The 21,332-nt window shown below is 37.8% G+C and carries 22 protein-coding genes; 19 read left to right on the top strand and 3 right to left on the bottom strand.

Going from position 1 to position 21,332, the window contains the following annotated elements; genetic code table 11:
- Nucleotides 1-269 precede the first annotated feature (269 nt).
- A complete protein-coding gene (locus MMB69_RS14210) occupies nucleotides 270-1,142 on the top strand; it encodes an STAS domain-containing protein (protein ID WP_221782879.1) in 873 nt (290 codons plus the stop codon).
- 134 nt (nucleotides 1,143-1,276) lie between these two features.
- On the opposite strand, the gene MMB69_RS14205 is transcribed toward MMB69_RS14210, so the two are convergent.
- Together MMB69_RS14205 and MMB69_RS14200 are read right to left on the bottom strand one after the other, a co-directional pair.
- Nucleotides 1,277-1,753 (bottom strand): hypothetical protein, encoded by a 477-nt coding sequence (locus MMB69_RS14205; RefSeq protein ID WP_221782881.1) that lies wholly within the window; start codon nucleotides 1,751-1,753, stop codon nucleotides 1,277-1,279.
- 68 nt (nucleotides 1,754-1,821) lie between these two features.
- Nucleotides 1,822-2,394, bottom strand: a complete 573-nt coding sequence (locus MMB69_RS14200) for a GNAT family N-acetyltransferase (protein ID WP_014460341.1) — start codon at nucleotides 2,392-2,394, stop codon at nucleotides 1,822-1,824.
- Between the two features lie 242 nt (nucleotides 2,395-2,636).
- On the opposite strand from MMB69_RS14200, the gene MMB69_RS14195 reads away from it, so the two are divergent.
- From MMB69_RS14195 to MMB69_RS14110, 18 genes are all read left to right on the top strand, one after another.
- A complete protein-coding gene (locus MMB69_RS14195; protein ID WP_277447878.1) occupies nucleotides 2,637-4,877 on the top strand; it encodes a glycosyltransferase family 39 protein in 2,241 nt (746 codons plus the stop codon).
- 13 nt (nucleotides 4,878-4,890) lie between these two features.
- Nucleotides 4,891-5,856, top strand: coding sequence for a glycosyltransferase family 2 protein (locus tag MMB69_RS14190; RefSeq protein WP_221782887.1), 966 nt, complete (start codon nucleotides 4,891-4,893; stop codon nucleotides 5,854-5,856).
- Nucleotides 5,849-6,253 carry a GtrA family protein gene (locus MMB69_RS14185; protein WP_269871315.1) on the top strand — a complete coding sequence of 135 codons (405 nt, stop codon included), beginning with the start codon at nucleotides 5,849-5,851 and terminating at the stop codon, nucleotides 6,251-6,253. Before MMB69_RS14190 ends, MMB69_RS14185 begins: the two co-directional genes overlap by 8 nt.
- Nucleotides 6,250-7,137 (top strand): UTP--glucose-1-phosphate uridylyltransferase GalU, encoded by an 888-nt coding sequence (galU, locus tag MMB69_RS14180; protein ID WP_221782891.1) that lies wholly within the window; start codon nucleotides 6,250-6,252, stop codon nucleotides 7,135-7,137. Before MMB69_RS14185 ends, galU begins: the two co-directional genes overlap by 4 nt.
- A gap of 144 nt (nucleotides 7,138-7,281) precedes the next feature.
- Nucleotides 7,282-7,956 carry a response regulator transcription factor gene (locus MMB69_RS14175; protein WP_013056822.1) on the top strand — a complete coding sequence of 225 codons (675 nt, stop codon included), beginning with the start codon at nucleotides 7,282-7,284 and terminating at the stop codon, nucleotides 7,954-7,956.
- A 1-nt stretch (nucleotide 7,957) separates the two neighbouring features.
- Nucleotides 7,958-9,346 carry a sensor histidine kinase gene (locus tag MMB69_RS14170; protein ID WP_277447877.1) on the top strand — a complete coding sequence of 463 codons (1,389 nt, stop codon included), beginning with the start codon at nucleotides 7,958-7,960 and terminating at the stop codon, nucleotides 9,344-9,346.
- Nucleotides 9,347-9,716: 370 nt separating this feature from the next.
- The gene (locus MMB69_RS14165; protein ID WP_013056824.1) at nucleotides 9,717-9,881 is read left to right on the top strand and encodes a YezD family protein; all 165 of its coding nucleotides are present in this window, start codon (nucleotides 9,717-9,719) and stop codon (nucleotides 9,879-9,881) included.
- Nucleotides 9,882-10,224: 343 nt separating this feature from the next.
- Complete coding sequence (locus MMB69_RS14160) at nucleotides 10,225-10,377, top strand: Fur-regulated basic protein FbpA (protein ID WP_013056825.1); 153 nt, start codon at nucleotides 10,225-10,227, stop codon at nucleotides 10,375-10,377.
- A 252-nt stretch (nucleotides 10,378-10,629) separates the two neighbouring features.
- Nucleotides 10,630-11,694, top strand: coding sequence for a sulfate ABC transporter substrate-binding protein (locus tag MMB69_RS14155; protein WP_028413544.1), 1,065 nt, complete (start codon nucleotides 10,630-10,632; stop codon nucleotides 11,692-11,694).
- A 94-nt stretch (nucleotides 11,695-11,788) separates the two neighbouring features.
- Nucleotides 11,789-12,625, top strand: coding sequence for a sulfate ABC transporter permease subunit CysT (gene cysT / locus MMB69_RS14150; RefSeq protein WP_028413543.1), 837 nt, complete (start codon nucleotides 11,789-11,791; stop codon nucleotides 12,623-12,625).
- Nucleotides 12,626-12,637: 12 nt separating this feature from the next.
- On the top strand, nucleotides 12,638-13,504 hold the full coding sequence (gene cysW / locus MMB69_RS14145; protein WP_269871313.1) for a sulfate ABC transporter permease subunit CysW: 867 nt from the start codon (nucleotides 12,638-12,640) through the stop codon (nucleotides 13,502-13,504).
- 19 nt (nucleotides 13,505-13,523) lie between these two features.
- Complete coding sequence (locus tag MMB69_RS14140) at nucleotides 13,524-14,597, top strand: sulfate/molybdate ABC transporter ATP-binding protein (RefSeq protein WP_221782897.1); 1,074 nt, start codon at nucleotides 13,524-13,526, stop codon at nucleotides 14,595-14,597.
- A 108-nt stretch (nucleotides 14,598-14,705) separates the two neighbouring features.
- A complete protein-coding gene (locus MMB69_RS14135; protein ID WP_277447876.1) occupies nucleotides 14,706-15,701 on the top strand; it encodes a ketoacyl-ACP synthase III in 996 nt (331 codons plus the stop codon).
- An 82-nt stretch (nucleotides 15,702-15,783) separates the two neighbouring features.
- Nucleotides 15,784-16,452, top strand: coding sequence for a response regulator transcription factor (locus MMB69_RS14130; RefSeq protein ID WP_277447875.1), 669 nt, complete (start codon nucleotides 15,784-15,786; stop codon nucleotides 16,450-16,452).
- On the top strand, nucleotides 16,449-17,813 hold the full coding sequence (locus MMB69_RS14125; protein ID WP_221782903.1) for a HAMP domain-containing sensor histidine kinase: 1,365 nt from the start codon (nucleotides 16,449-16,451) through the stop codon (nucleotides 17,811-17,813). Before MMB69_RS14130 ends, MMB69_RS14125 begins: the two co-directional genes overlap by 4 nt.
- An 85-nt stretch (nucleotides 17,814-17,898) precedes the next feature.
- Nucleotides 17,899-18,834, top strand: coding sequence for an ABC transporter ATP-binding protein (locus tag MMB69_RS14120; protein WP_047751073.1), 936 nt, complete (start codon nucleotides 17,899-17,901; stop codon nucleotides 18,832-18,834).
- Complete coding sequence (locus MMB69_RS14115) at nucleotides 18,809-19,516, top strand: ABC transporter permease (RefSeq protein WP_025752139.1); 708 nt, start codon at nucleotides 18,809-18,811, stop codon at nucleotides 19,514-19,516. Before MMB69_RS14120 ends, MMB69_RS14115 begins: the two co-directional genes overlap by 26 nt.
- The gene (locus tag MMB69_RS14110; protein WP_221782905.1) at nucleotides 19,517-20,251 is read left to right on the top strand and encodes an ABC transporter permease; all 735 of its coding nucleotides are present in this window, start codon (nucleotides 19,517-19,519) and stop codon (nucleotides 20,249-20,251) included. It abuts the gene before it with no gap.
- A gap of 31 nt (nucleotides 20,252-20,282) precedes the next feature.
- On the opposite strand, the gene MMB69_RS14105 is transcribed toward MMB69_RS14110, so the two are convergent.
- Entirely contained in the window at nucleotides 20,283-21,122 is an 840-nt protein-coding gene (locus MMB69_RS14105; protein ID WP_277447874.1) for a YitT family protein, read from the bottom strand.
- Nucleotides 21,123-21,332 lie beyond the last annotated feature (210 nt).

The raw sequence follows: 21,332 nt of genomic DNA, 5'->3' as shown, positions 1-21,332 counted from the left end.
ATGAGGTAAAAGAAAGTGAATATAAAAACCAATCCTGTTCCAATTGGAACAGGATTGGTTTTTTTTATAAAAGCATAAATTTTGTCCGCATCAAACTTTAAGTTGTGCAGCTCTTTTTCAGGTACTATAATAAAAAGAAAGAAAATTCATAAAATAACCGCTTTTTTGTTATTTTTAGGAAGGCTAGTCAATTTTCGGGTGAGTAAGTAGGCTTAGTCAAGGTTATATACGCAGTAAAAATAGCAGAAAAGAGGAGCTGAGCGTATTTTATGAAAGAGGAGCTCGTGTATATAGGAAAAAAGATTCTTGAACATAAATATAGCTTGTCAGAAAAATTAGCCGAACGTTTAGATGCTACACATACGCTAAGTCTAGAGGAATTGAAAGAAAAGGAAATTTTGAAGTGGCGAGTGTTAATCATGGAATACTTTGGAAGATCTCTATTTGAAGAACAAGAGACTTTACTTAAACTTGTTAAAGAATGGGCACTAGAAACGGGAAAATATGCAGTGGAAAAAAATATTCCTTTAGAAAAAGCACTAGGTATCCTTCCAATCTATCGCAGCGTTATTTGGGATGTATTTACACGAGAACTAGAGGAGCATCAGTTTGCTGCAATTACCATGCTGCATGTCAGTGAACGAATTGATCCACTTTTAGATACGGTAACATGTGTTTTTGGTCAAATTTATGACGAGCATAATCGATATATGATGAATCTAGCTTATACGTCACTAGAAGAACTTTCAGTTCCGCTTGTACCTGTCACAAAAGGGATTGCTATTATGCCGATTATTGGAGAAATTGATACCCACCGCTCGCAAGTTATTATGGAAACTTGCTTAAAAAAAGGGACAAGCCTTCAATTATCTTATCTTATTTTGGATATTTCAGGTGTGGTGATTATTGATACAATGGTAGCAGACAATCTTTTTAAAATTCATCGATCTCTTAAATTGGTGGGAGTGGAAGCTATTATAACGGGGATACGACCGGAAATTGCCCAAACGGTAGTGAAACTAGGAATTGATTTTAATCAAATTAAAACAGAAGCAAATTTAGAAGCGGCGCTTTTAAAAATTGGGTTTATACGCCCTGAAGAACATAGCCGCGCGCATGTGTCATCACGGCGAATAAAATGACCGGCTATGAACACGCGGAACCTGTGTTACATATGTAGAGATCCATTCTTCTAAACGTCGTAGGAAATATGGATTTCAGCAGATAGAAAGTAAGCGCATAGTAAAAAAGCGGATGTTAATTAACATCCGCTTTTTTACTTAATAAATGCCATATGCCATGGCAGCACAAAAGCATAAACGAGGAAGTATACCACGATTGAATAGATAAAAAACCAGCCGTTTAAATGCATATAGCCACTTTTAATCATTCCGTATTCTATGAGTAGTGAACCAGCGCAAAAGAGAAGTGATAAAACCCATTTATTTTTAGCTGTTAAGTAAGTCAAAAATAAAATGGAAAGGGAAGGTGGAATAAACGTATAGCTTAGAATATCTCCAAGTCCTGTAACTTTTGGATCTCCCAAATCAATCATGTTAAAAACACGCGTAATGATAACATCACAAAGCCATCCGACAAATCCAACTGCGCTAAACGTGATATAAAAATCTCGCCAAGTTAGCTGTCGTTTAAATAAAACAAAGGCAAGAATAAATAAACATAAACTAACGGTAATCGGAAACCACAAACCATGTGCAGATAAGTCTAAATGCTGAATTGCTTGCTCCAACATTGTTCACCTCAAAAGGAAGAGTTAGTGTTGAAGTTAGCCTATGTTATGGAAAGTATTTTATACATTTTCTACGCGTTGCGCGTATATTCTTCTCGCAAGATTGAATATAACTTTAAGTCTTGATGAGCGCCCTTAATAAACATGGCTTTTCGAATCGTTCCTTCATAAGACATACCGATTTTTTTCATCACTTTCTCAGATGCGGCATTCTCAACAAAGCACCTCGCCTGAATGCGGACCAAATCCATTTCTTCAAATCCAAACGCAATTACTTTTTCAGCTGCTTCCGTAACAAATCCCTTATTCCAATATGCTTCAGAAATCGCATAGCCAATTTCCGCAATGCGATGAGTGGGGTTCCAAGTGACAAAGTCAATGGTGCCAATACATTTTTTCAAGGCTTTGATTTCCATAGCCCAAGGAGAAATGGATTGGTTGCTGTACTGCTTTAAAACGAAGGAAACAAACTCTTTTGTATCTTGAAGCTTTCGGTGCTTTTCCCAATTTACATATCTGCTTACCTTTTCATTTGAGGCATATTCAAACATGTCACGCACATCTTTTTTGGTAACTTTCCGCAAGCGTAGTCTTTCTGTTTCTAGTGTGGGTAAATTTCCGTATATATCTTTTACTTGAATCATAAAGTTGTCTCCTTTCTCGGCAAGAAGTGGATGAAGTGTTGATAATAATGTTTCATAGAAGCTGCAGCATCCAAGAAAGATGCTTTTCATTTCATGTACTTGATTCTTTAATTGTAAAATATTTCATTGCTGAGCGTAAGAGGTCAAATAGCTTTTTAAAAAAATAAAAACATTATTTTTACTGTTCATAATCAGTTCACATAAGCTTGTTAGACTAAAGTCAGAAATTACGAAGGAGTGAAATGAAACACATGAACAGTGAAGTGAAAGAAGAACGGACTTCAAACAAAAAAAGAATAGACTTATTTTTAGTTCCCATTGTTTTAATTGCAGCGTTTTTGAATTTATTTAAAATTTGGACAGATGAATACGCCAACGCTTATTACACGGCAGCTGTCAAAAGTATGCTTCAAAGTTTTCATAATTTCTTTTACGCATCTTTTGATCCAGGAGGCTATGTAACGATTGATAAGCCGCCGGTTGTGTTTTGGATTCAGACAATTAGCGCCAAAATATTTGGGTTTCACGGATGGAGCGTCATTTTACCGCAAGCCTTAGCGGGCATCGGTTCAGTTCTTTTACTATACGTACTCGTAAAACGTACGTTTGGCGTATGGGCTGGGAGGTTTGCTGCTCTTGCCATGGCTCTGACGCCAATTGTGCCCGCGGTAAGCCGAACAAATAATATTGATAGTATGCTTGTGTTTACATTATTAGTAGCAACGTGGATGTTGTTTCGTGCTGTGCGTACGGCTAAATTTGGCTGGGTGTTAGCGGCTTTTGCGATGATTGGTGTTGCATTTAACATGAAAATGCTTCAAGCATACATGGTTTTACCAGCATTCTATGTTTTCTATGTAGTGGCAACCAAAATTACGTGGAAAAAGAAAATTGCTTTTTTAACAACAGCAACTGCACTGATGCTCGCTGTTTCTGTCTCGTGGGCAGTTGTGGTAGATTCAACTTCTGCTGATAAGCGGCCTTATATGGGAAGCAGTCAAACAAATTCAGTTCTAGAGCTTGCTTTTGGATATAACGGTATCAATCGTTTAACTGGAAATACAAGCGTGACGGGAAGCAGTCATAAACAACCTGCTCAAACTCAGCAGCAAACAGCAAGCAGTGAAACAAAACAAACTAGTAATTCAAATGCTGATTCTTCACAAAGCTCAAATCAAAGCAAGAGCAGCTCTTCTAAAAAGATGCAGGCTCCAGGTGGAGGAAATCAAAACGGAATGTTCAACACGGGGAACCCTGGTCCATTCCGACTGTTCCAAAAAGGGTTATCAGATCAAATCAGCTGGTTATTGCCATTTGTAATCTTTTCAATCGTGGGTCTATTTGCAGGAGTGAAATTTAAAGGGCCTTACACGACAAAACAAAAAGAAAGTTTATTTTGGTTAGCGTGGCTGTTGCCAGTGGCTGTCTTCTTTAGTATCGCAGGATTTTTCCATCAGTATTATTTAATTATGCTGGCACCTCCAATCGCAGCATTTGCAGGAGCGGGAGCAGTAGCTTTATGGAGTATGTACAAACAGCGTGGCTGGAAATCATGGCTGTTGCCGGGCGGTATTTTAACAACAGCAGCGCTTCAAGTATATATTATGTCTCCTTATGTCAGCTCAATCGGCGTAGCGCCAATTGCAGGTGTAGGGGCACTGGGCGTCATTTTAGCTCTTGTTTTAGCTATTCGTAAAGAGCGTAAAAATTCTGTAACGAATTATTTAGGAGTAGCAGCAATGGTTGTCTTGCTTGCAATGCCGGCTTACTGGGCGATGACACCAATTATTTATGGTGGAAATAGCATGCTTCCAGCAGCAGGTCCTGATTCTTCAAGCGGTATGGGAGGACCTCCAAGCACAGCTACAAATAGCAAACAGTCTGGCTTTAACGGCATGCAGCCTCCAGGAAGCTCTAGCAGCAGTTCATCTTCAAACAATCAAATGCAGCCGCCAACCGGTTCATCGAACGGCGGTCAAATGCAAATGCCGGGCGGTTCGTCCAATAATGGTCAAATGCAGCCGCCAAGTGGATCGTCAAACAGCGGTCAAATGCCAAATAGCTCTTCAAGCAAATCATCATCTTTAAAACGAAAAAGTGGAGGGATGAACGCAGAAGTAAACCAAAAGCTACTAAACTATTTAACAAAAAATAACACAGGTGAAAAATATTTATTTGCCACAACGGATTCAACTTCAGCTGCGCCTTACATTATTAAAACGGGTAAGCCAGTCATGGCAATGGGAGGATTTAGCGGTTCAGACCCAATTCTAACGGTGAGTAAATTAAAAGCCATGATTAAAAAAGGTGAAGTGAAATATTTCTACTTGTCTGGAATGGGCAAGGGAGGTCAATCTGACGTTATCACGTGGATTAAAGAAAATAGTAAGGAGATTCCTTCTTCCAAATGGCAGTCTACTTCATCAAGTTCTCAGCAAGGGCCATCTGGAAACGGAACACTATACGAAATAACGCTTAAATAAGGAGGGCATGAACATGAGTTCAATTGTTAAATATTCTATTGTTGTTCCTGTCTACAACGAAGAAGAAGTGATACATGAAACCTACCGCCGTCTCACAGAAGTGATGCGTTCAACGAAAGAAGCTTACGAGCTTCTTTTCGTGAACGACGGCAGTAGAGATCGAACAGCAGAAATCATTAAAGAGTACAGTGAGCAAGACCCAGCGGTTGTTTTATTAGATTTTGCCCGTAACTTTGGTCATCAAATTGCTATTACAGCTGGTATGGATTATGCAAGAGGAGAGGCGGTCGTTGTGATTGATGCTGATTTGCAAGATCCGCCCGAATTGATTTTAGAGATGATTGAAAAATGGAAGCAAGGGTTTGACGTTGTATACGCTAAGCGTACAAAGCGAAAAGGAGAAACATACTTTAAAAAACAAACGGCTGCTATGTTTTATCGTTTCTTACGTGCGATGACCGATATTGATATTCCGCTCGATACAGGGGATTTTCGTTTGCTAGATCGCAAAGTATGCAACCAAATGAATAGCATTCAAGAAAAAAATCGCTTTGTTCGCGGATTAGTAAGCTGGGTTGGCTTTAAGCAAATAGCAGTAGAATATGAGCGAGACGAGCGTTTGGCCGGGGAGTCGAAATACCCTTTGAAAAAGATGCTGAAGCTTTCAATGGATGGCATTACATCTTTTTCCTATAAACCATTAAAGCTAGCTAGCTATGCTGGTGTAACTCTATCTGGTATCGGTTTTATTTATCTTTTAGTGGTGGTGTATTTGAAGTTATTTACAGACAGCACCATCACTGGGTGGTCGTCATTAATTGTCATTCAGCTATTCTTTAGCGGCATCATTTTAATTATTCTTGGGATGATTGGAGAATATATTGGCCGCATCTACGATGAAACAAAAAATCGTCCACTCTATATCGTCCGTGAAAAGTATCAGCTTGAAACACGCAAGGAAGTATCACTTCGTGACTAACAAATGGATATCTTTTATTAAATTTGCGTTAGTAGGAGTTGTAAATACACTGATTGATTTTGTAGTATACGCACTTTTAACAACAATCGGTGTTAACTACATACTAGCGCAGTGGATTTCATACAGTGCGGGCATTTTAAACAGTTATGTCATGAATCGCAAATGGACGTTTGAGAGAAAAGAAAAAAGCAGTAAGCGTGAAGTGATTTCATTCGTGATCGTAAATTTGATCACTTTATCCCTAACATCATTTCTGTTGACTGTTCTCTATAATAAATGGGGTATACCGCTGCTAATCAGTAAACTTTTAATTACAATCGCAAGTGTCGGTATCAACTTTATTGGTACTAAATTATTTGTATTTACTACTAAAAAAGAAAGAGGGATTCATATATGATGATAAAAAAAGCAGTTATTCCAGTAGGCGGTTTAGGAACTCGATTTTTGCCAGCGACAAAAGCGCAGCCGAAAGAAATGCTGCCAATTGTCGATAAGCCTGCTGTACAATATATTGTAGAAGAAGCTGTGAAATCAGGCATTGAAAGTATTATTTTTATTACAGGACGAAACAAAAAATCAATTGAAGACCATTTTGATAAATCAATTGAGTTAGAGCAAATGCTTGAAGAAAAACACAAGTTTGACATGTTAAAAGAAGTACAAACGATCTCATCAATGGCCAGCATTCACTATATTCGTCAAAAAGAGCCGTTAGGACTCGGTCATGCTATTCTTTGTGCCGAACAGTTTATTGGAGATGAGCCGTTTGCTGTTCTTCTTGGAGACGATATTATGACTTCTGAAGAACCTGCGCTCAAACAGATGATCCAAGCGTATGAAACGAATAATCAATCAGTTATCGGAGTTCAAAAAGTGGATGTTGAAGAGGTATCAAAATACGGAATCATTCAGCCGAAAAATAAATCTGGCAGCCTTCATGAAGTGAATGACTTGATTGAAAAACCATCGATAGAACAAGCTCCGTCAACTATTGCCGTTATGGGCCGCTACATTTTAAATCCTTCTATTTTTTCTTATCTAAAAACGATTGAAAGAGGGGTAGGAAATGAATTACAATTAACAGATGCACTGCGTGTGGTATGTGAAAAAGAGCGATTGTTTGCTCTTGAACTGGAAGGGCAGCGCTTTGATATTGGAGATAAGGTAGGCTATATGAAAGCTATGGTAGAAGTTGCGTTAAAGCGCAGAGATTTACGTCAAACGTTTTTATCGTATTTGGAGGGAATTGTAGAAAAAGAACAAGCAAACAACTTCAGCTAATAAGAGTTAATCAGTTTGTTCATATTCAGTTCATATTTGAAGTATAAAATCATTGTATGATCTTATGCGGCTCTCTGTTTGGTATAAACAGAGAGCTTACTGTGCGTAAAAGCTGGACAAACTTAGGAATAGGGAGAGACATGTATGATTCAAATATTAGTTGCAGATGATGATCAACATATTCGAGAGCTGATATCATTATATTTAGAAAATCAAGGATTTAAAATTATAAAAGCAGCAGATGGTGAAGAAGCGTGGGCGAAAATGGAAGAGTTTCGAATTGATCTAGCGGTCGTTGATATCATGATGCCATTTAAAGACGGATGGGAACTAACAAAGGAAATTAAGGAGTATTTTGATATACCGGTTTTGATGGTAACAGCTAGAGGCGAATCGCATGATAAACTAAAAGGATTTGATATCGGAACAGACGACTATGTCGTCAAGCCTTTTGATCCTCAGGAAATGGTTGCTCGTGTAAAGGCTCTTTTACGCAGGTACCGAGTAGAAGCCAACAATGTAATCTATATGGGGAATATAAAACTAGACCGTACCAAACTAGAGATGAGTGCAGGAGAAACAAGCGAACAGCTGCCGTTAAAAGAGTTTGAATTACTGTTCACGCTCGTTAGTTCTCCAGGAAAGATTTTTACTCGTGATCAGCTTATTCAATTAATTTGGGGATATGATTATGAAGGCGATGAGCGCACGGTAGACGTTCACATAAAACGTCTGCGAGAGAGGCTTAATCATATGAAAAACGTCGGTATGGAAATCAAAACAATTCGCGGACTAGGCTATAGAGCAGAAGGGTGTTAACGTGAAATCAATTTATGTAAAGCTGGTTCTGTCGTTCATCATTACAATTTTATTGAGCGTTGTGATTACCGTTGTCGTTACGACATTTCTTAGCAAGCAGAAGCTCGAAATGCGATTAGGTCAGGATATGGTGAAGATGGGAGAAGATTTTATCGATTTGTACGGAGCAGAAGACTCCGACAAAGCTGCAAGGTTTTTATCTAATTCATCATTCATTCATTTTTCGTTTATTATTATTGATGATCAGCATGAAGAAAAAGTATTAGGACAGCCGGGACCGCCTATTCCAATTACACCGAAAGAAGTAGATCAAGTATTAGACGGGAAGCGTTATTCTAATCTAAGCGAGGAAAAAGATGATCGTCCACAGCCAAACGTAGTGGGTCTTCCTTTTAAAGAAAATGGACGGTCGTATGCTCTATTTATTCAGTCTCATCCACAGCGGCAATTTTCAGTTATTCAAGATGTTCAAAATATTCAGCTTATTACGATTTTATTAGTAGGTATTGTATTGTTTGCATATGTTTCAACGATTATTATTAAACCGATTAAGCGTCTCAGTACAGCGATGAAAGTTGTCGGACAAGGCGAATACAATGTGCAAGTCGAGCACGCAGCGAATGATGAAATTGGTCTGTTAACTAAAAACTTTAATCAAATGACTAAAGAATTAAACAAAATAGAAACGATGAGGCAAGAGTTTATTGCTAGCGTTTCGCATGAAATTCAATCACCGCTGACCTCTATTCGCGGTTTTTCAGCGGCACTTAAAGATGATATCGTCAGTGAAGATAAAAAGATACAATATTTAACGATTATCGAAAAAGAAAGTACAAGACTATCTCAGCTTAGTTCCAATTTGCTAAAGCTTGCTTCTCTTGACTCTGAACATCAAACGCTAATGCTGCAGCACTACCGGTTAGATGAACAAATCAGGCATGTAGTCATGGCTTTAGAACCTCAGTGGACAAAAAAGAACATAGAAATTGACCTTGATTTAGCCAATGTTCAAATGGAAGCAGATAAAGATTTGTTAGAGCAAGTTTGGCTAAATTTAGTAACAAATGCTATTAAATATACGCCTGAACATGGATTTGTGAAAATATCCATTTCTCTAAATTCTCTAAAAAACGAAGAAATAGACGTGAAAATAAAAGATAATGGAATTGGTATTGCCGAAGAAGATCAAAAATATATTTTTGAAAGCTTTTATAAAGTAGATAAATCCAGAACGTTAAAAGGAAGCGGGCTTGGTTTAGCTATTACCAAAAAAATTGTTCGACTGCATGAGGGATCCATACATGTAGAAAGCAAAAGTGATCAAGGAAGCACCTTTACTGTAACATTACCTATCCAAAAAAATAGGAATAAAAAAGACTCATCTGTGTAAATTCATACAGATGAGTTTTTTATTAGGTCAAAGATATAAAAAAATTTAATAATATCTATTTATTTTTTTAATCCCTACTTGACATATAGGTAAAGTGTAAATAATATAGATAGTATAAATCTTTTGAAAAAATTGGGATGCTAAAGAAGCTGATCGGTCAACCGAAGGCTCATACTTGTTCGCTACTAGTGTGGGCCTTTTCTGTACATTGGTTGTGGTCATTAAAATCTCAATCTTCAACTGAACATATGGGGAGGATTACCATGTATTTATCTTCTGCACATTATACAAGTACTTATAGATGTTGTTCCCTTTGTTTATTCAACTGCAACTAAAATATAAATTTATCTATGAATAGGAGAATGATAAAATGGCTTCAATTACACAAGAAAAATTAGATTATATTGTTAAATTACTAACTGAAATCAACTATGGATCTGTACTAATTACTCTTCACGACGGACAAATTACTCAAGTGGACAGCACGGAAAAAAACCGCTTTTTAGCTAAAAGCAAAGTAGCAAGCCACAAATAAGCCTATTTAAATACGTATTTAGAGAAACTGAAGGGCCGGCCTAGATAGCGAACGCTTGACGGCGGGGCAAGCAAGTGCTGTATTAAATATAGAAAACGTGCGTATTCGAAGAAGAATTGACTTTCTTTCCGGTCAAAGATTTAGAATTTTTCGAATTAAAATTGAGTTATAGGTTGTATGAGTATGACGATGAGAAGTGTAAAGCTGCTAAAGCAGCTTTGTACTTTTTAAAATGATAAAGATCTGACAGTTTCATTCCTGTGCTGATCGGATTACCGAAGGCTTCTGACCTGTGTTAGGAGTCTTTTTTTATTCTTAAATTAATATAATAGGAGGAGAAAAGATGGAAAATTTATTACGAGCAGCGGTGCGGCAAAGAAAACAATACCTCATTGAAGAGTTACTCAAAAAAGGGATTTACAAAAAAGAAAATCATCATCTTTTTGAACTCACACTCTCTGACTTAGAAAAAGAGTATCAGGCACGCAGTAAGTAAGGAAAATACGCAAAAAGAACTAAAATAAGTGTAAAAAAGATTAAAAACCTAGTTGACTAATAGGTAAAGTGTGTTTATTATAAAAACAAGAATAAATTGTCTTTTCAGAAATTATTTTCTTTTTATTCTTACTAATAAATTTAATAAGAATAATTTAAGAGCATATACGCTGATCAGACTAACTGAAGGCTGCTTCTCTTTTCAAAGAGATAGCGGCCTTTTTGTATTTTTTTATAAAAAGGGGAGTAAAACATGAAGAAAAAAGCAGTTCAGTTTTTAATGGTGCTGACAGCACTGCTCGTGGTGCTAGCAGGTTGCGGTAATGGAAAATCTACTGAAACAGCAGGAAAAGATAGTTCTGCGAGTAAAAACGATTCAAAAAAACCGGTAGAACTTTTAAACGTTTCCTATGATCCTACACGTGAGCTTTATCAGGAGTTCAATAAGAGCTTTGCGTCTTATTGGAAAGATAAAACAGGGCAAGACGTCACGATACAGCAATCACACGGTGGATCTGGTAAGCAAGGCCGAGCCGTTATTGACGGTTTAGAAGCGGATGTAGTAACGCTGGCGCTTGCTTACGATATTGATGAAATCGCTCAAACTCGCCAATTATTAAACAAAGACTGGGAAAAAGAATTGGCTCATAATTCTACACCATACACTTCAACGATTGTTTTTTTAGTTCGTAAAGGAAATCCAAAAGGAATTAAAGATTGGGATGATTTAACGAAAAAAGGTACATCTGTTATTACGCCAAATCCAAAAACGTCTGGAGGCGCGCGCTGGAATTATTTAGCTGCATGGGCATATGCGAAGGATAAATATAACGGCGATAACAAAAAGATTGAAGACTTCATGAGTAAGCTTTATGGAAATGTCGAAGTGTTAGACTCAGGTGCACGCGGAGCTACCACTACCTTTGTAGAACGAGGCATTGGAGACGTGTTAATTGCATGGGAAAACGAAGCTTACTTATCGTTAAATGAGCTAGGAAAAGATAAATTTGAAATTGTAACACCGTCATTAAGTATTTTAGCAGAGCCACCTGTTGCTGTAGTAGATAAAGTAGCTGAAAAGAAAGGCACGACAAAGGTAGCAAAAGCATACTTAAAATACCTATATACAGAAAAAGGTCAGGAAATCGCAGCGGAAAACTACTATCGTCCTCGAAATAAAAAAGTATTAGAGAAACACAAAGATCAATTCCCTTCGCTTAACCTAGTCACTATTAAAGATTTTGGCGGCTGGAAAAAAGCTCAAGAAACGCATTTTAATGATGGGGGAACATTCGATCAGATTTATCAGCCAAAGTAATATGATTCATTAAAAAAGTAGAACGAGGAAGATACGAATGGTGATTCGTATCTTCTGTGTACATGTATCTTGAAAGCAGAGAGAGGTGTAAGACGTGAGCGTGTTACAACGACAGAAGAAAAAGAAAAGCATCTTACCTGGATTTGGGCTTTCTTTAGGTTTTACGATGTTTTATGCAAGTATCCTTGTGCTTTTTCCGTTAGCTATGATTTTTTTTAATACGGCATCTATGGGATGGAGCGACTTTATTAAAACTGTTACAGACCCTAGAGTAGTAGCATCATATAAATTAAGTTTTGGAGCAGCATTTGCAGCAGGCATTATTAATGTTATTTTTGGAACCATTATTGCATGGGTATTAGTGAGATATCATTTTCCTGGAAAGAGGTTTATTGACGGGCTTGTAGATTTGCCGTTTGCTTTACCAACGGCTGTTGCCGGCATTGCCTTGACCACTCTTTACGTCCCGAAAGGATGGATTGGTCAATTATTTACGTTTAAAATCGCATTTACGCCTATCGGAATTATTATCGCTCTGACGTTTATTGGTCTGCCGTTTGTCGTCCGAATGGTGCAGCCAGTATTGCAAAACTTTAATGCAGAGATCGAAGAAGCATCTGCTAGTTTAGGAGCCAGCCGAATGCAAACGTTCAGAAAAGTTATTTTTCCAGAGCTGGTGCCTGCTATTCTAACAGGCTTTTCTCTTTCATTCGCAAGAGCGCTTGGAGAGTATGGATCAGTTGTTTTTATTGCTGGAAATATGCCGATGAAAACTGAAATTACGCCGCTTATTATTATGACAAAACTCGAGCAGTACGATTATGCGGGCGCTACTGCTATTGCATCAGTCATGCTCGTTGTATCATTTTTTCTGTTATTACTTATTAATATTATTCAATGGTGGACAAATCGCAAATTTGTACATAGTTAAGGAGGGATGACATTGGCAGGACATGTTCCAATGCAGCATGCAAAAACGACTGTTAAACTTAATCATTCTAGTTTAAAAGAGCCCAAAGTCGTCCAGTGGCTGCTTACATTTATTGCACTGGCTTTTTTAGCTCTATTCTTAGTGCTCCCGCTCATCACCATTTTTATGACAGCTTTTCAAAAAGGGTTGGAAACGTATCTAGCTGCGATTACGAATCCGGATGCTTTAGCTGCTATTAAACTAACGTTAGTTGTTGTGCTGATTACCGTTCCGTTAAATGCCGTTTTTGGCGTGGTAGCTGCATGGTTAATTACGAAGTTTGATTTTAAAGGGAAAAATATTTTAATTACGCTTATCGATTTACCGTTTGCCGTTTCGCCTGTTATTGCTGGATTGGTTTTTATTTTATTATTTGGTGCACAAGGATTATTCGGAGAATGGCTGTTTAATCACGACATCAAAATTGTCTTTGCTATTCCCGGTATTATATTAGCTACCCTTTTTGTAACGCTTCCGTTTGTTGCTAAAGAATTGATTCCACTCATGCAAGCTCAAGGGTCAGCCGAAGAAGAAGCATCGTTAACGTTAGGAGCCAGCGGTTTCAAAACTTTTTTTCTAGTGACATTACCTAATATTAAATGGGGCTTATTATATGGCATTATTTTATGTAATGCGCGTGCAATTGGGGAGTTTGGAGCTGTTTCCGTTGTGTCTGGGCACATTCGAGGAATGACTAATACGATGCCTCTTCATATTGAAATTCTCTACAATGAATATCAATTTGCAGCAGCGTTTGCGGTAGCATCTTTAATGTCAGTTTTAGCTATATTTACATTGATTGTAAAAAATATTATTGAGTGGAAAGCCAAACATATTTAAATAGGAAGGAGCTTATGAGATGAGTATCCATATTAAGCACGTATCAAAAAACTTTGGTGATTTTAAAGCGCTGGATTCTATTAACATTGATATTCAAACGGGTGAATTAGTAGCTTTACTCGGTCCGTCCGGTTCTGGAAAAACATCTTTGCTTCGCATCATTGCCGGTCTTGAACACCTTGATCAAGGAGCTATTTTATTTGATGGAAAGGAAATTACGCACGTAAATCCAAAGGAGCGAAATGTAGGGTTTGTTTTTCAACACTATGCTTTGTTCAGGCATATGACTGTGTTTGATAACATTGCGTATGGTTTAAAAGTACGACCTAAAAAAACAAGACCTGCTAAAATAGACATTAACAAGAAAGTAACCGAGCTGCTGCAGCTTGTGAAGCTAGAGCCGCTTGCAAATCGCTATCCTTCTCAATTATCCGGCGGGCAGCGTCAGCGAGTAGCACTTGCTCGAGCGTTAGCAGTGGAACCAAAAGTACTGCTACTAGATGAACCTTTTGGCGCTCTGGATGCAAAAGTTCGTAAGGATTTGCGCAGATGGCTGCGTAAATTGCATAATGATTTTCATATTACGAGTATTTTCGTTACGCATGATCAAGAAGAAGCTTTAGATGTGGCCGATCGTATTGTTGTGATGAACAACGGTAAAATTGAGCAGATTGGAAGTCCTGAGGAAGTATATGATCATCCTAATAGTCCATTTGTGTACGATTTTTTAGGGAACGTCAATTTATTCAAGGGTCGCATTCATAAAGGCAGACTAAAACAAGGAAGCTTTGAAATGGATGTTCCAGAATTCAGCGGAAGAAATGAAGAAGCAGCTGTTGGATATGTACGACCTCATGATATTCACCTTGAAAAGGTAAAAACAAGCGCAGATGCTGTTTCTGCAACCGTTAGCCATATTCATGTGATAGGTCCTATTGTGCAAATTGAATTAAAAAGAGAAGATGCAGAAGAATTTTTAGAAGCTGAATTGAGCAAAGAGCACTATAAAGTCCTCAGCCTTCAAGTGGGAGAGCAGGTGTATGTAAAGCCTAAGCAGCTAAAAGTATTTATTCCAGAAGATTATTCTATTTAATAAAAAGCGTAAAGGGTATGCCTTTGCGCTTTTTATCTAACAATAAATTAGTATCAGATATTAAAAGTAGGTGTTATAATTAAGTATCAACTGATTTGAGGTGGAGAAATGATACAATCAAAAGCTAGAATCGCAGGAATGGGGACGTATACACCAAAGCAAAAATTAACGAACGACCATTTAAAAGAAATGGTTGATACAAGTGACGAATGGATTGTGCAGCGCACGGGAATGAAAGAACGGCGAATTGCAGGGGAAGGTGAATACACGTCCACGCTTGCCATTCAAGCCGTTAAAAATTTGCTTAACCGATATGCTGTAGAAATAGAAGATGTAGATGCAATTATTGTTTCGACAACAACGCCGGATCACTTTTTTCCTAGCGTAGCATGTCAGGTTCAAGAATACTTTCATATTGAGCAGGCTGCAGCATTTGACTTAAGTGCCGCATGCGCTGGGTTTACATATGGCCTTCATGTGGCGAACGGCTTAGTGACGTCGGGATTTCATAAAAAGATTTTAGTTATTGGTGCCGAAGTCATGTCGAAAATTACAGATTATACGGACCGTGCCACATGCGTGCTGTTTGGTGACGGAGCGGGAGCTATGCTTGTAGAGTACGATGAGCATAATCCAAGTTTCTTAGGATGTCACTACGGAACGGACGGAAGCGGAGGGGTAAATTTATACCGTTCTAACTTATCTAACACTCTTTTAGGAAAAGAAATTAACTCGAGCGGGAATTTAGTTCAAAACGGGCGTGAAGTATATCGCTTTGCCGTCCGAACGATTCCAAAAGGAGTAGAAGCATTATTAAAGAATACTTCCATTTCTCTTTCAGATGTAAATTGGTTTATTCCGCACAGTGCAAACCTTCGGATGATTGAAGCTATTTGTGCTAAAACAGGTGTTTCAATGGATAAAACGTTAACGAGTGTGCAATACTGCGGAAATACATCTTCAGCTTCTATTCCGCTTGCCTTGAACGAAGGAATAATGACAGGAAAAGTACGGGATAATGACCTTCTTATTCTCTATGGGTTTGGAGGAGGATTAACGCACTGCGGCTTGTTAATTAAATGGGCGTGTAAAGAAAAAAGCTAAAAGGCGATGCCTTTTAGCTTTTTTGTCTTTTACTGCTAAGGAGAATTCGATAAAATGGAAAAAGAAGTAAAGGGGTGTGCATATGAATCACGTTTTATACATTGAAGACAATCAAGAAATTGGATTAATGATTCAAAATGAGCTTAAAAAGCAAAACTATGAAGTTACTTGGTTACAATCAGGAGATATCGCCAGTCAGTTTATTAAACAAGCGGATATTGTCATTTTAGATGTAATGCTTCCTGGGTTAGATGGATTTACAGTGGGAAAAAAGCTTAAAAAACTAGCACCTGATGTCCCAATTTTAATGCTTTCAGCTCGTACAGCTCTAGAAGATAAGATCATGGGACTAGAGTTTGCCGATGACTATGTCACAAAGCCGTTTCATCCAGAAGAGCTGCTTGCAAGGCTTGAAGTATTGTTAAGAAGATTTTCAAGAAAGAAAGAAGAGCTTATTGTAAAACATTTGCATATTTCGATGATAGACTATCGCGTGATGAACAGAGAGACAAGTGAAGAAATTAGTTTAACAGGTAAGCAATTTCATATTTTTACTTATTTCCTTCAGCATTTAAATCAAATTTTAACAAAAGAACAAATTTATGAAGGGGTATGGAAAGAGCGTTATATAGAAGGAGATAAAACCTTAATGGTACATATTCGCTATTTACGAGAAAAATTAGAGAAAAATGCAGCTAATCCTGAAATTATTGAAACAATACGAGGGATTGGGTACAGGGTGAAGCAATGAACGTTACACAGTCTCTTATCACGAAGTATATCTTAATTATGATTGCAGCTGTACTAATTATACCGGTATCATTTTTTGCAGGCTCATGGCTGATCACCGTCCCTTTTATGCATATTCAAGGATTATTAAATGAAGAGTATAAAGGAAAAAGCTACTACGAACAAATGTGGAATGAAGAAGCCCAAAAGCTAGAAGGAGCAAATGAGAAAACAATTAATCAAAAGCTGAAATTATTAAAAGAAAAATACCCTGAAGCTTCAATGTTCTGGGTAAACGAAGCTGGACAAACACAGCTTCCGCTTCCTTATCATGAATCCCTTCCGAAGCAATGGTCATCGTCTTATACGGCTGAATTTATAAAAAAACGATACGGAAACGATCCGTATACGGTTATTACCTTTATTGGAACAGATAAAAAGCAAGGTTTTATGGTCATTGAAGTGCCAGAAAAAGCCGTTGAGCCCCCTATTCAAAGGCTAGACCCAGCCTACTATAATATTTATTTAGGATTTGTTTTTATCATTGTGCTTTCTTTTATTGTATTTTCTCTGTTCTTTTTTCTTCGAATTCGAAAAAGACTGCGAGTGTTACAAGCTGCTATGAACAACAAAGGCGAGCAAGGAATTCCTTTACCTGTTGTATCTGAGTCCACGGATGAAATTGGTCAGCTAGAACAATCGTTTAATCAAATGGTTAAACAGCTTCATGAAAGCCGGGACCGGGAGCAGCAAGAAGAACAGCTGCGGCAAGACTTAATTATGAGTCTATCGCATGACTTACGAACACCGCTCACGACTGTTCGAACGCATATTTATCAGCTGAAAAACGAAGAAATGGCCTTGAACGTTCAACAATCTCTTGAGGTAATTGATACAAAAGTAGAATTTGTTAGTGATTTAATAGATAATTTATTTTCCTATACGCTGCTGTTAAATGGAAAATATCCATATCGGGAAGAGGAAGTTGATATGGCTCGATTTCTTAGAAAAAGCATTGCGCAATGGTATCCACTATTTGAAGAAGAGAATATGGAAGTGGATATTCAACTGTCTTCTCAGTCCATATATTGGCGCGGAGATGTTCAGTGGTTAGAAAGAATAATAGATAATTTATGTCAAAATGTCATTCGTCATGCCAAAGAAGGTAACTTTATTGGCTTTCGTCTTGTTCAAGAGCATGATTTATCTTCTCTTACCATTTCTGATAAAGGGTCAGGCTTTAAAAAGAATAGCCATACGAAGCAAAACGGTGTAGGTCTAGCGATTGTGGATGCGATGATTAAAGAAATGGGGTTAACGTGGTCAATTCATTCTACAAAACATGGAACGGATATTCAAATTGTGTACAAAGCGAGTGATTAATTCACTCGCTTTTTTAAACAAATTTTAACCTTTCTTTTCCGTCCTCTTAACTTTAGCTGTTTATAGTAAAGGAGAGGTGATAAAAGTGGAAATTGTTAAAACGACTCAGCTGATAAAAGTATTTAAAGGAGCAGAAGCTGTAAATGAAGTGAATTTATCCATTAAAGAAGGAGAAATCTACGGGTTTTTAGGACCTAATGGAGCAGGGAAGACGACAACGATCCGAATGCTGCTCGGGCTAATGAAGCCAACGAGCGGGGAAATTGAGCTGTTCGGAGAAAGAATAAAAAATCACAGGCAGCATATTCAAGCCTTAAAAAAGATAGGTTCACTTGTAGAGAGCCCTTCCTATTATGCGCATTTAACTGCAAGAGAAAATCTAGAGGTACTTCGTAAAATACTAGGTGTATCTAAAAACAGAGTGGATGAAGTACTAAATATTGTAAAATTAACAAAAGAAGCAAATCGTCCAGTCAAAGGCTTTTCTCTTGGGATGAAACAGCGGCTTGGTATTGCTTCTGCACTCCTCGGAAATCCTCGTTTATTAATCTTAGACGAACCAACCAACGGACTGGATCCTGCAGGAATTCAAGAAATTCGTTCGTTAATTAAAGAAATGCCAGGGGAAAACGGAGTTACCGTATTGATTTCAAGTCATTTACTCTATGAAATTGACCATTTAGCGACTCAAGTAGGTATTATTACAAAAGGAAAGATGCTATTTAATGGATCGATTGAATCGCTTCGCAAAAAAGCTAAGCATCAAGTGGCATTTACAACGGGAGAGATAGAAAAGGCTAAAACAATACTATTAGCAAACGGGTTTGTACCTACTATCGACAAACATAGTCTTCTTTTAGATTATATTGATCATGAGCAAGTGGCACATCTTGTTTATCAGCTTGTGCAAGAAAATGTCTCAATCTACCGAGTTGAAGAAAAATCGAAATCATTAGAAGATATCTTTTTAAAGCTGACGAGCGAGGAGAATAGATATGTTCACAAAAATACTGCAGGCTGAGTGTATAAAGTTAAAAAGAAAATGGCTCTGGTTTTTACTATTTTTAGGTCCAGCGGGTGTAATTGGCTTAACGCTAGTTGATTATAGCGTTCGATATGAATATTTAATTCAGCAAAATCCGAATGTGTGGGAAGGTCTTTTGCATGAACTAAACATCACGCTTCCAATAGCTTTTTTACTGGGAGGAACGATTCTTGCTTCAAATGTAGCGCATATTGAATATCATAGAAGCTCATGGAAGCAGCTGCTGAGCTTACCTGTGAGCAGACTGAGTGTTTATACAGCAAAATTTGTAGTAGTTATGTTTATGCTACTTATCGCTTCTGCTGTTCTATTAATCGGTATAATTGGGTTAGGATGGTGGTTAGGATTTGGTTTTCCGTCTTCTTGGAAAAATCTCTTTGTGTATACCTTTTATCCTTTTTTTTCTGCCATTCCATTTGTAGCTATTCAAATATGGTTATCTATGCTTTTTAAAAATCAAGGCCGCTCTCTTGCACTAGGTATTGTGATGAGTGTGACGATGAGTGGTATGAGAGAATTGCCAAGCTGGTTTTTCTGGCAATGGCCAATGCTAGCGTTTTCTGACTATCGAAATATGTACATGATAGCAGGTGTAATTATCGGTATTTTCTTATATGCTGCAGGCGCCTTGCACTTTATCAAAAAGGATGTGGCCTAAATGTTTTTGCAATTATGTAAGATAGAATGGTTTAAATTGTTTAAAACAAAAGCCTGGACGTACCTTTTTGTGAGTCCTATTCTAATCGCTATTATCCTTTTTGTAGGTGATCAGGCAATGCCAAGCGGGAGAATGAAATGGGCAATGGCAGATGCCTTGATTGCCAATGTTCACGGATTGCTGTTTTATCCGTTAATTGGCGGGTTAGTAACATCCTTCATCTGTCGGTATGAACACGAAGCGGGAGGGTGGAAGCAATTATTATCTCTTCCTGTGACAAGGACATCGGTATACGGAGCAAAATTGATTACAGCAGCAGCTTTCATGGGAATTCTTCAAGTGCTTGTATTTGTTGTTTTATTAGGAGTTAGCATGTTAAAAGACTATCCGAGCGCTGTGCCGTTAAAGATGATAGCTGGAAATATGCTAGGCGGATGGGTTGCGGTGTTGCCCATTCTTGCGTTTATGCTAGCTGTGTCGATGGCATGTTCTAGCTTTGGAGCATCTTTGACAGTCAACGTCATTTTAACACTACCGAATTTATTCGTTGCTAACTCTGAACGATTTGGCCCCTGGTACCCATGGACTCAGCCGATGTATGGAATGTTAGGTGTAACCGGAAAAGCATCATGGGGGTTGATGCTGACTACACAGAATTTCTTAGTGGTTGTTATAAGCAGCTTTCTGCTTTTTGGAGCAGCAGGTTTGCTGTATTTTCAGCGCAAACATATATAATAGAAAAAACCCGCTTTTTTATAGCGGGTTTTCAACTGGCTTTTGGAATGGTAAAACCTACTCCAAAGACGTCGCGTACATCGTGTACGACCACAAAAGCTTGTTCGTCGACTTTATGAATAATACGCTTTAATTCTAGCAGTTCTTGTTTGTTCACAACTACGTACAATACGTCTTTTGCTTCTTTTGTATAGCTTCCATGAGCAGAAAAGACAGTAACGCCGCGCTGCATCTTTTTATTGACTTGTTCGGCTACTTCAGCTGAACGGTGTGAAATAATAGTGATTGCTTTGCGAGGGTTGAGACCTTCAATGATATAATCCAGCACCTTCGTTCCGATGTAAAGAGAAATAACCGTATACATCGTCTTTTCTCCACCAATGACAAAATAAGCGCTTGCTACAACTAATAAATCAATTGCCAGCATCGTTTTGCTAATATTCCAGTCTAAATATTGATTAGCTAAGCGGGCAATAACTGCAGAGCCTCCGGAAGTTCCGCCGCCTCTAAACACAAGTCCGAGTCCTACACCAGCAAAAATACCAGCAAAAATAGCCCCCAGTAGCGTATCGTCAAGAGGATTTCCCAGTCCTTCAGTTATATGTAGGAATAGAGACGTGAAAATAATACATATAATTGTGTAAACAATCACACGTTTATGAAGCAATTTGTATCCGATCAGTACCAGCAAACCGTTTAATATAAAGTTTGTGATACCCGGAGACCAGCCTAATACATAATAGGTAATCATTGTTACACCGGTTACGCCGCCTTCTGCTAATTCATTTGGAATAGCAAAGTAATTAATGGTAAGTGCAAAAATAAGGCTTCCTAGAATAATGAGGATAATTTCTTTTATTTTATTAATCATGAACGTTACCTCCAATCATCAAAAACTCCGAAAACACAGTCATGACAGTGTATTATACCAACTCTAGAGACCGAATTAAAGATGGGATATCATTATTTTTTAAAAAACCAGTTTCTGCTATTAACATAAAATCTTTTGACAGTTTTTATGGAGTATGAAAAAATGAATTGTTTGCTTTTATTTTGATTAAAAAGTTTTGCAATGAGAATG

The sequence above is a fragment of the Priestia sp. P5 genome (assembly GCF_029522155.1).
GTDB lineage: Bacteria > Bacillota > Bacilli > Bacillales > Bacillaceae_H > Priestia > Priestia megaterium_E.
Note: the sequence above shows the minus strand (reverse complement) of the source record. Positions and strands in the feature narration are given on the sequence as shown.

Excerpts from the sequence above, each read along its gene's own strand:
- MMB69_RS14210 (WP_221782879.1), top strand. The coding sequence starts at position 270 with ATGAAAGAGGAGCTCGTGTATATAGGAAAAAAGATTCTTGAACATAAA.
- MMB69_RS14160 (WP_013056825.1), top strand. The coding sequence starts at position 10,225 with ATGGAAAATTTATTACGAGCAGCGGTGCGGCAAAGAAAACAATACCTC.
- MMB69_RS14130 (WP_277447875.1), top strand. The coding sequence starts at position 15,784 with ATGAATCACGTTTTATACATTGAAGACAATCAAGAAATTGGATTAATG.
- MMB69_RS14165 (WP_013056824.1), top strand. The coding sequence starts at position 9,717 with ATGGCTTCAATTACACAAGAAAAATTAGATTATATTGTTAAATTACTA.
- MMB69_RS14110 (WP_221782905.1), top strand. The coding sequence starts at position 19,517 with ATGTTTTTGCAATTATGTAAGATAGAATGGTTTAAATTGTTTAAAACA.
- MMB69_RS14190 (WP_221782887.1), top strand. The coding sequence starts at position 4,891 with ATGAGTTCAATTGTTAAATATTCTATTGTTGTTCCTGTCTACAACGAA.
- MMB69_RS14115 (WP_025752139.1), top strand. The coding sequence starts at position 18,809 with ATGTTCACAAAAATACTGCAGGCTGAGTGTATAAAGTTAAAAAGAAAA.
- MMB69_RS14175 (WP_013056822.1), top strand. The coding sequence starts at position 7,282 with ATGATTCAAATATTAGTTGCAGATGATGATCAACATATTCGAGAGCTG.
- MMB69_RS14155 (WP_028413544.1), top strand. The coding sequence starts at position 10,630 with ATGAAGAAAAAAGCAGTTCAGTTTTTAATGGTGCTGACAGCACTGCTC.
- MMB69_RS14140 (WP_221782897.1), top strand. The coding sequence starts at position 13,524 with ATGAGTATCCATATTAAGCACGTATCAAAAAACTTTGGTGATTTTAAA.
- MMB69_RS14125 (WP_221782903.1), top strand. The coding sequence starts at position 16,449 with ATGAACGTTACACAGTCTCTTATCACGAAGTATATCTTAATTATGATT.
- galU (WP_221782891.1), top strand. The coding sequence starts at position 6,250 with ATGATGATAAAAAAAGCAGTTATTCCAGTAGGCGGTTTAGGAACTCGA.
- MMB69_RS14195 (WP_277447878.1), top strand. The coding sequence starts at position 2,637 with ATGAAACACATGAACAGTGAAGTGAAAGAAGAACGGACTTCAAACAAA.
- MMB69_RS14135 (WP_277447876.1), top strand. The coding sequence starts at position 14,706 with ATGATACAATCAAAAGCTAGAATCGCAGGAATGGGGACGTATACACCA.
- MMB69_RS14200 (WP_014460341.1), bottom strand. The coding sequence starts at position 2,394 with ATGATTCAAGTAAAAGATATATACGGAAATTTACCCACACTAGAAACA.
- MMB69_RS14205 (WP_221782881.1), bottom strand. The coding sequence starts at position 1,753 with ATGTTGGAGCAAGCAATTCAGCATTTAGACTTATCTGCACATGGTTTG.
- MMB69_RS14105 (WP_277447874.1), bottom strand. The coding sequence starts at position 21,122 with ATGATTAATAAAATAAAAGAAATTATCCTCATTATTCTAGGAAGCCTT.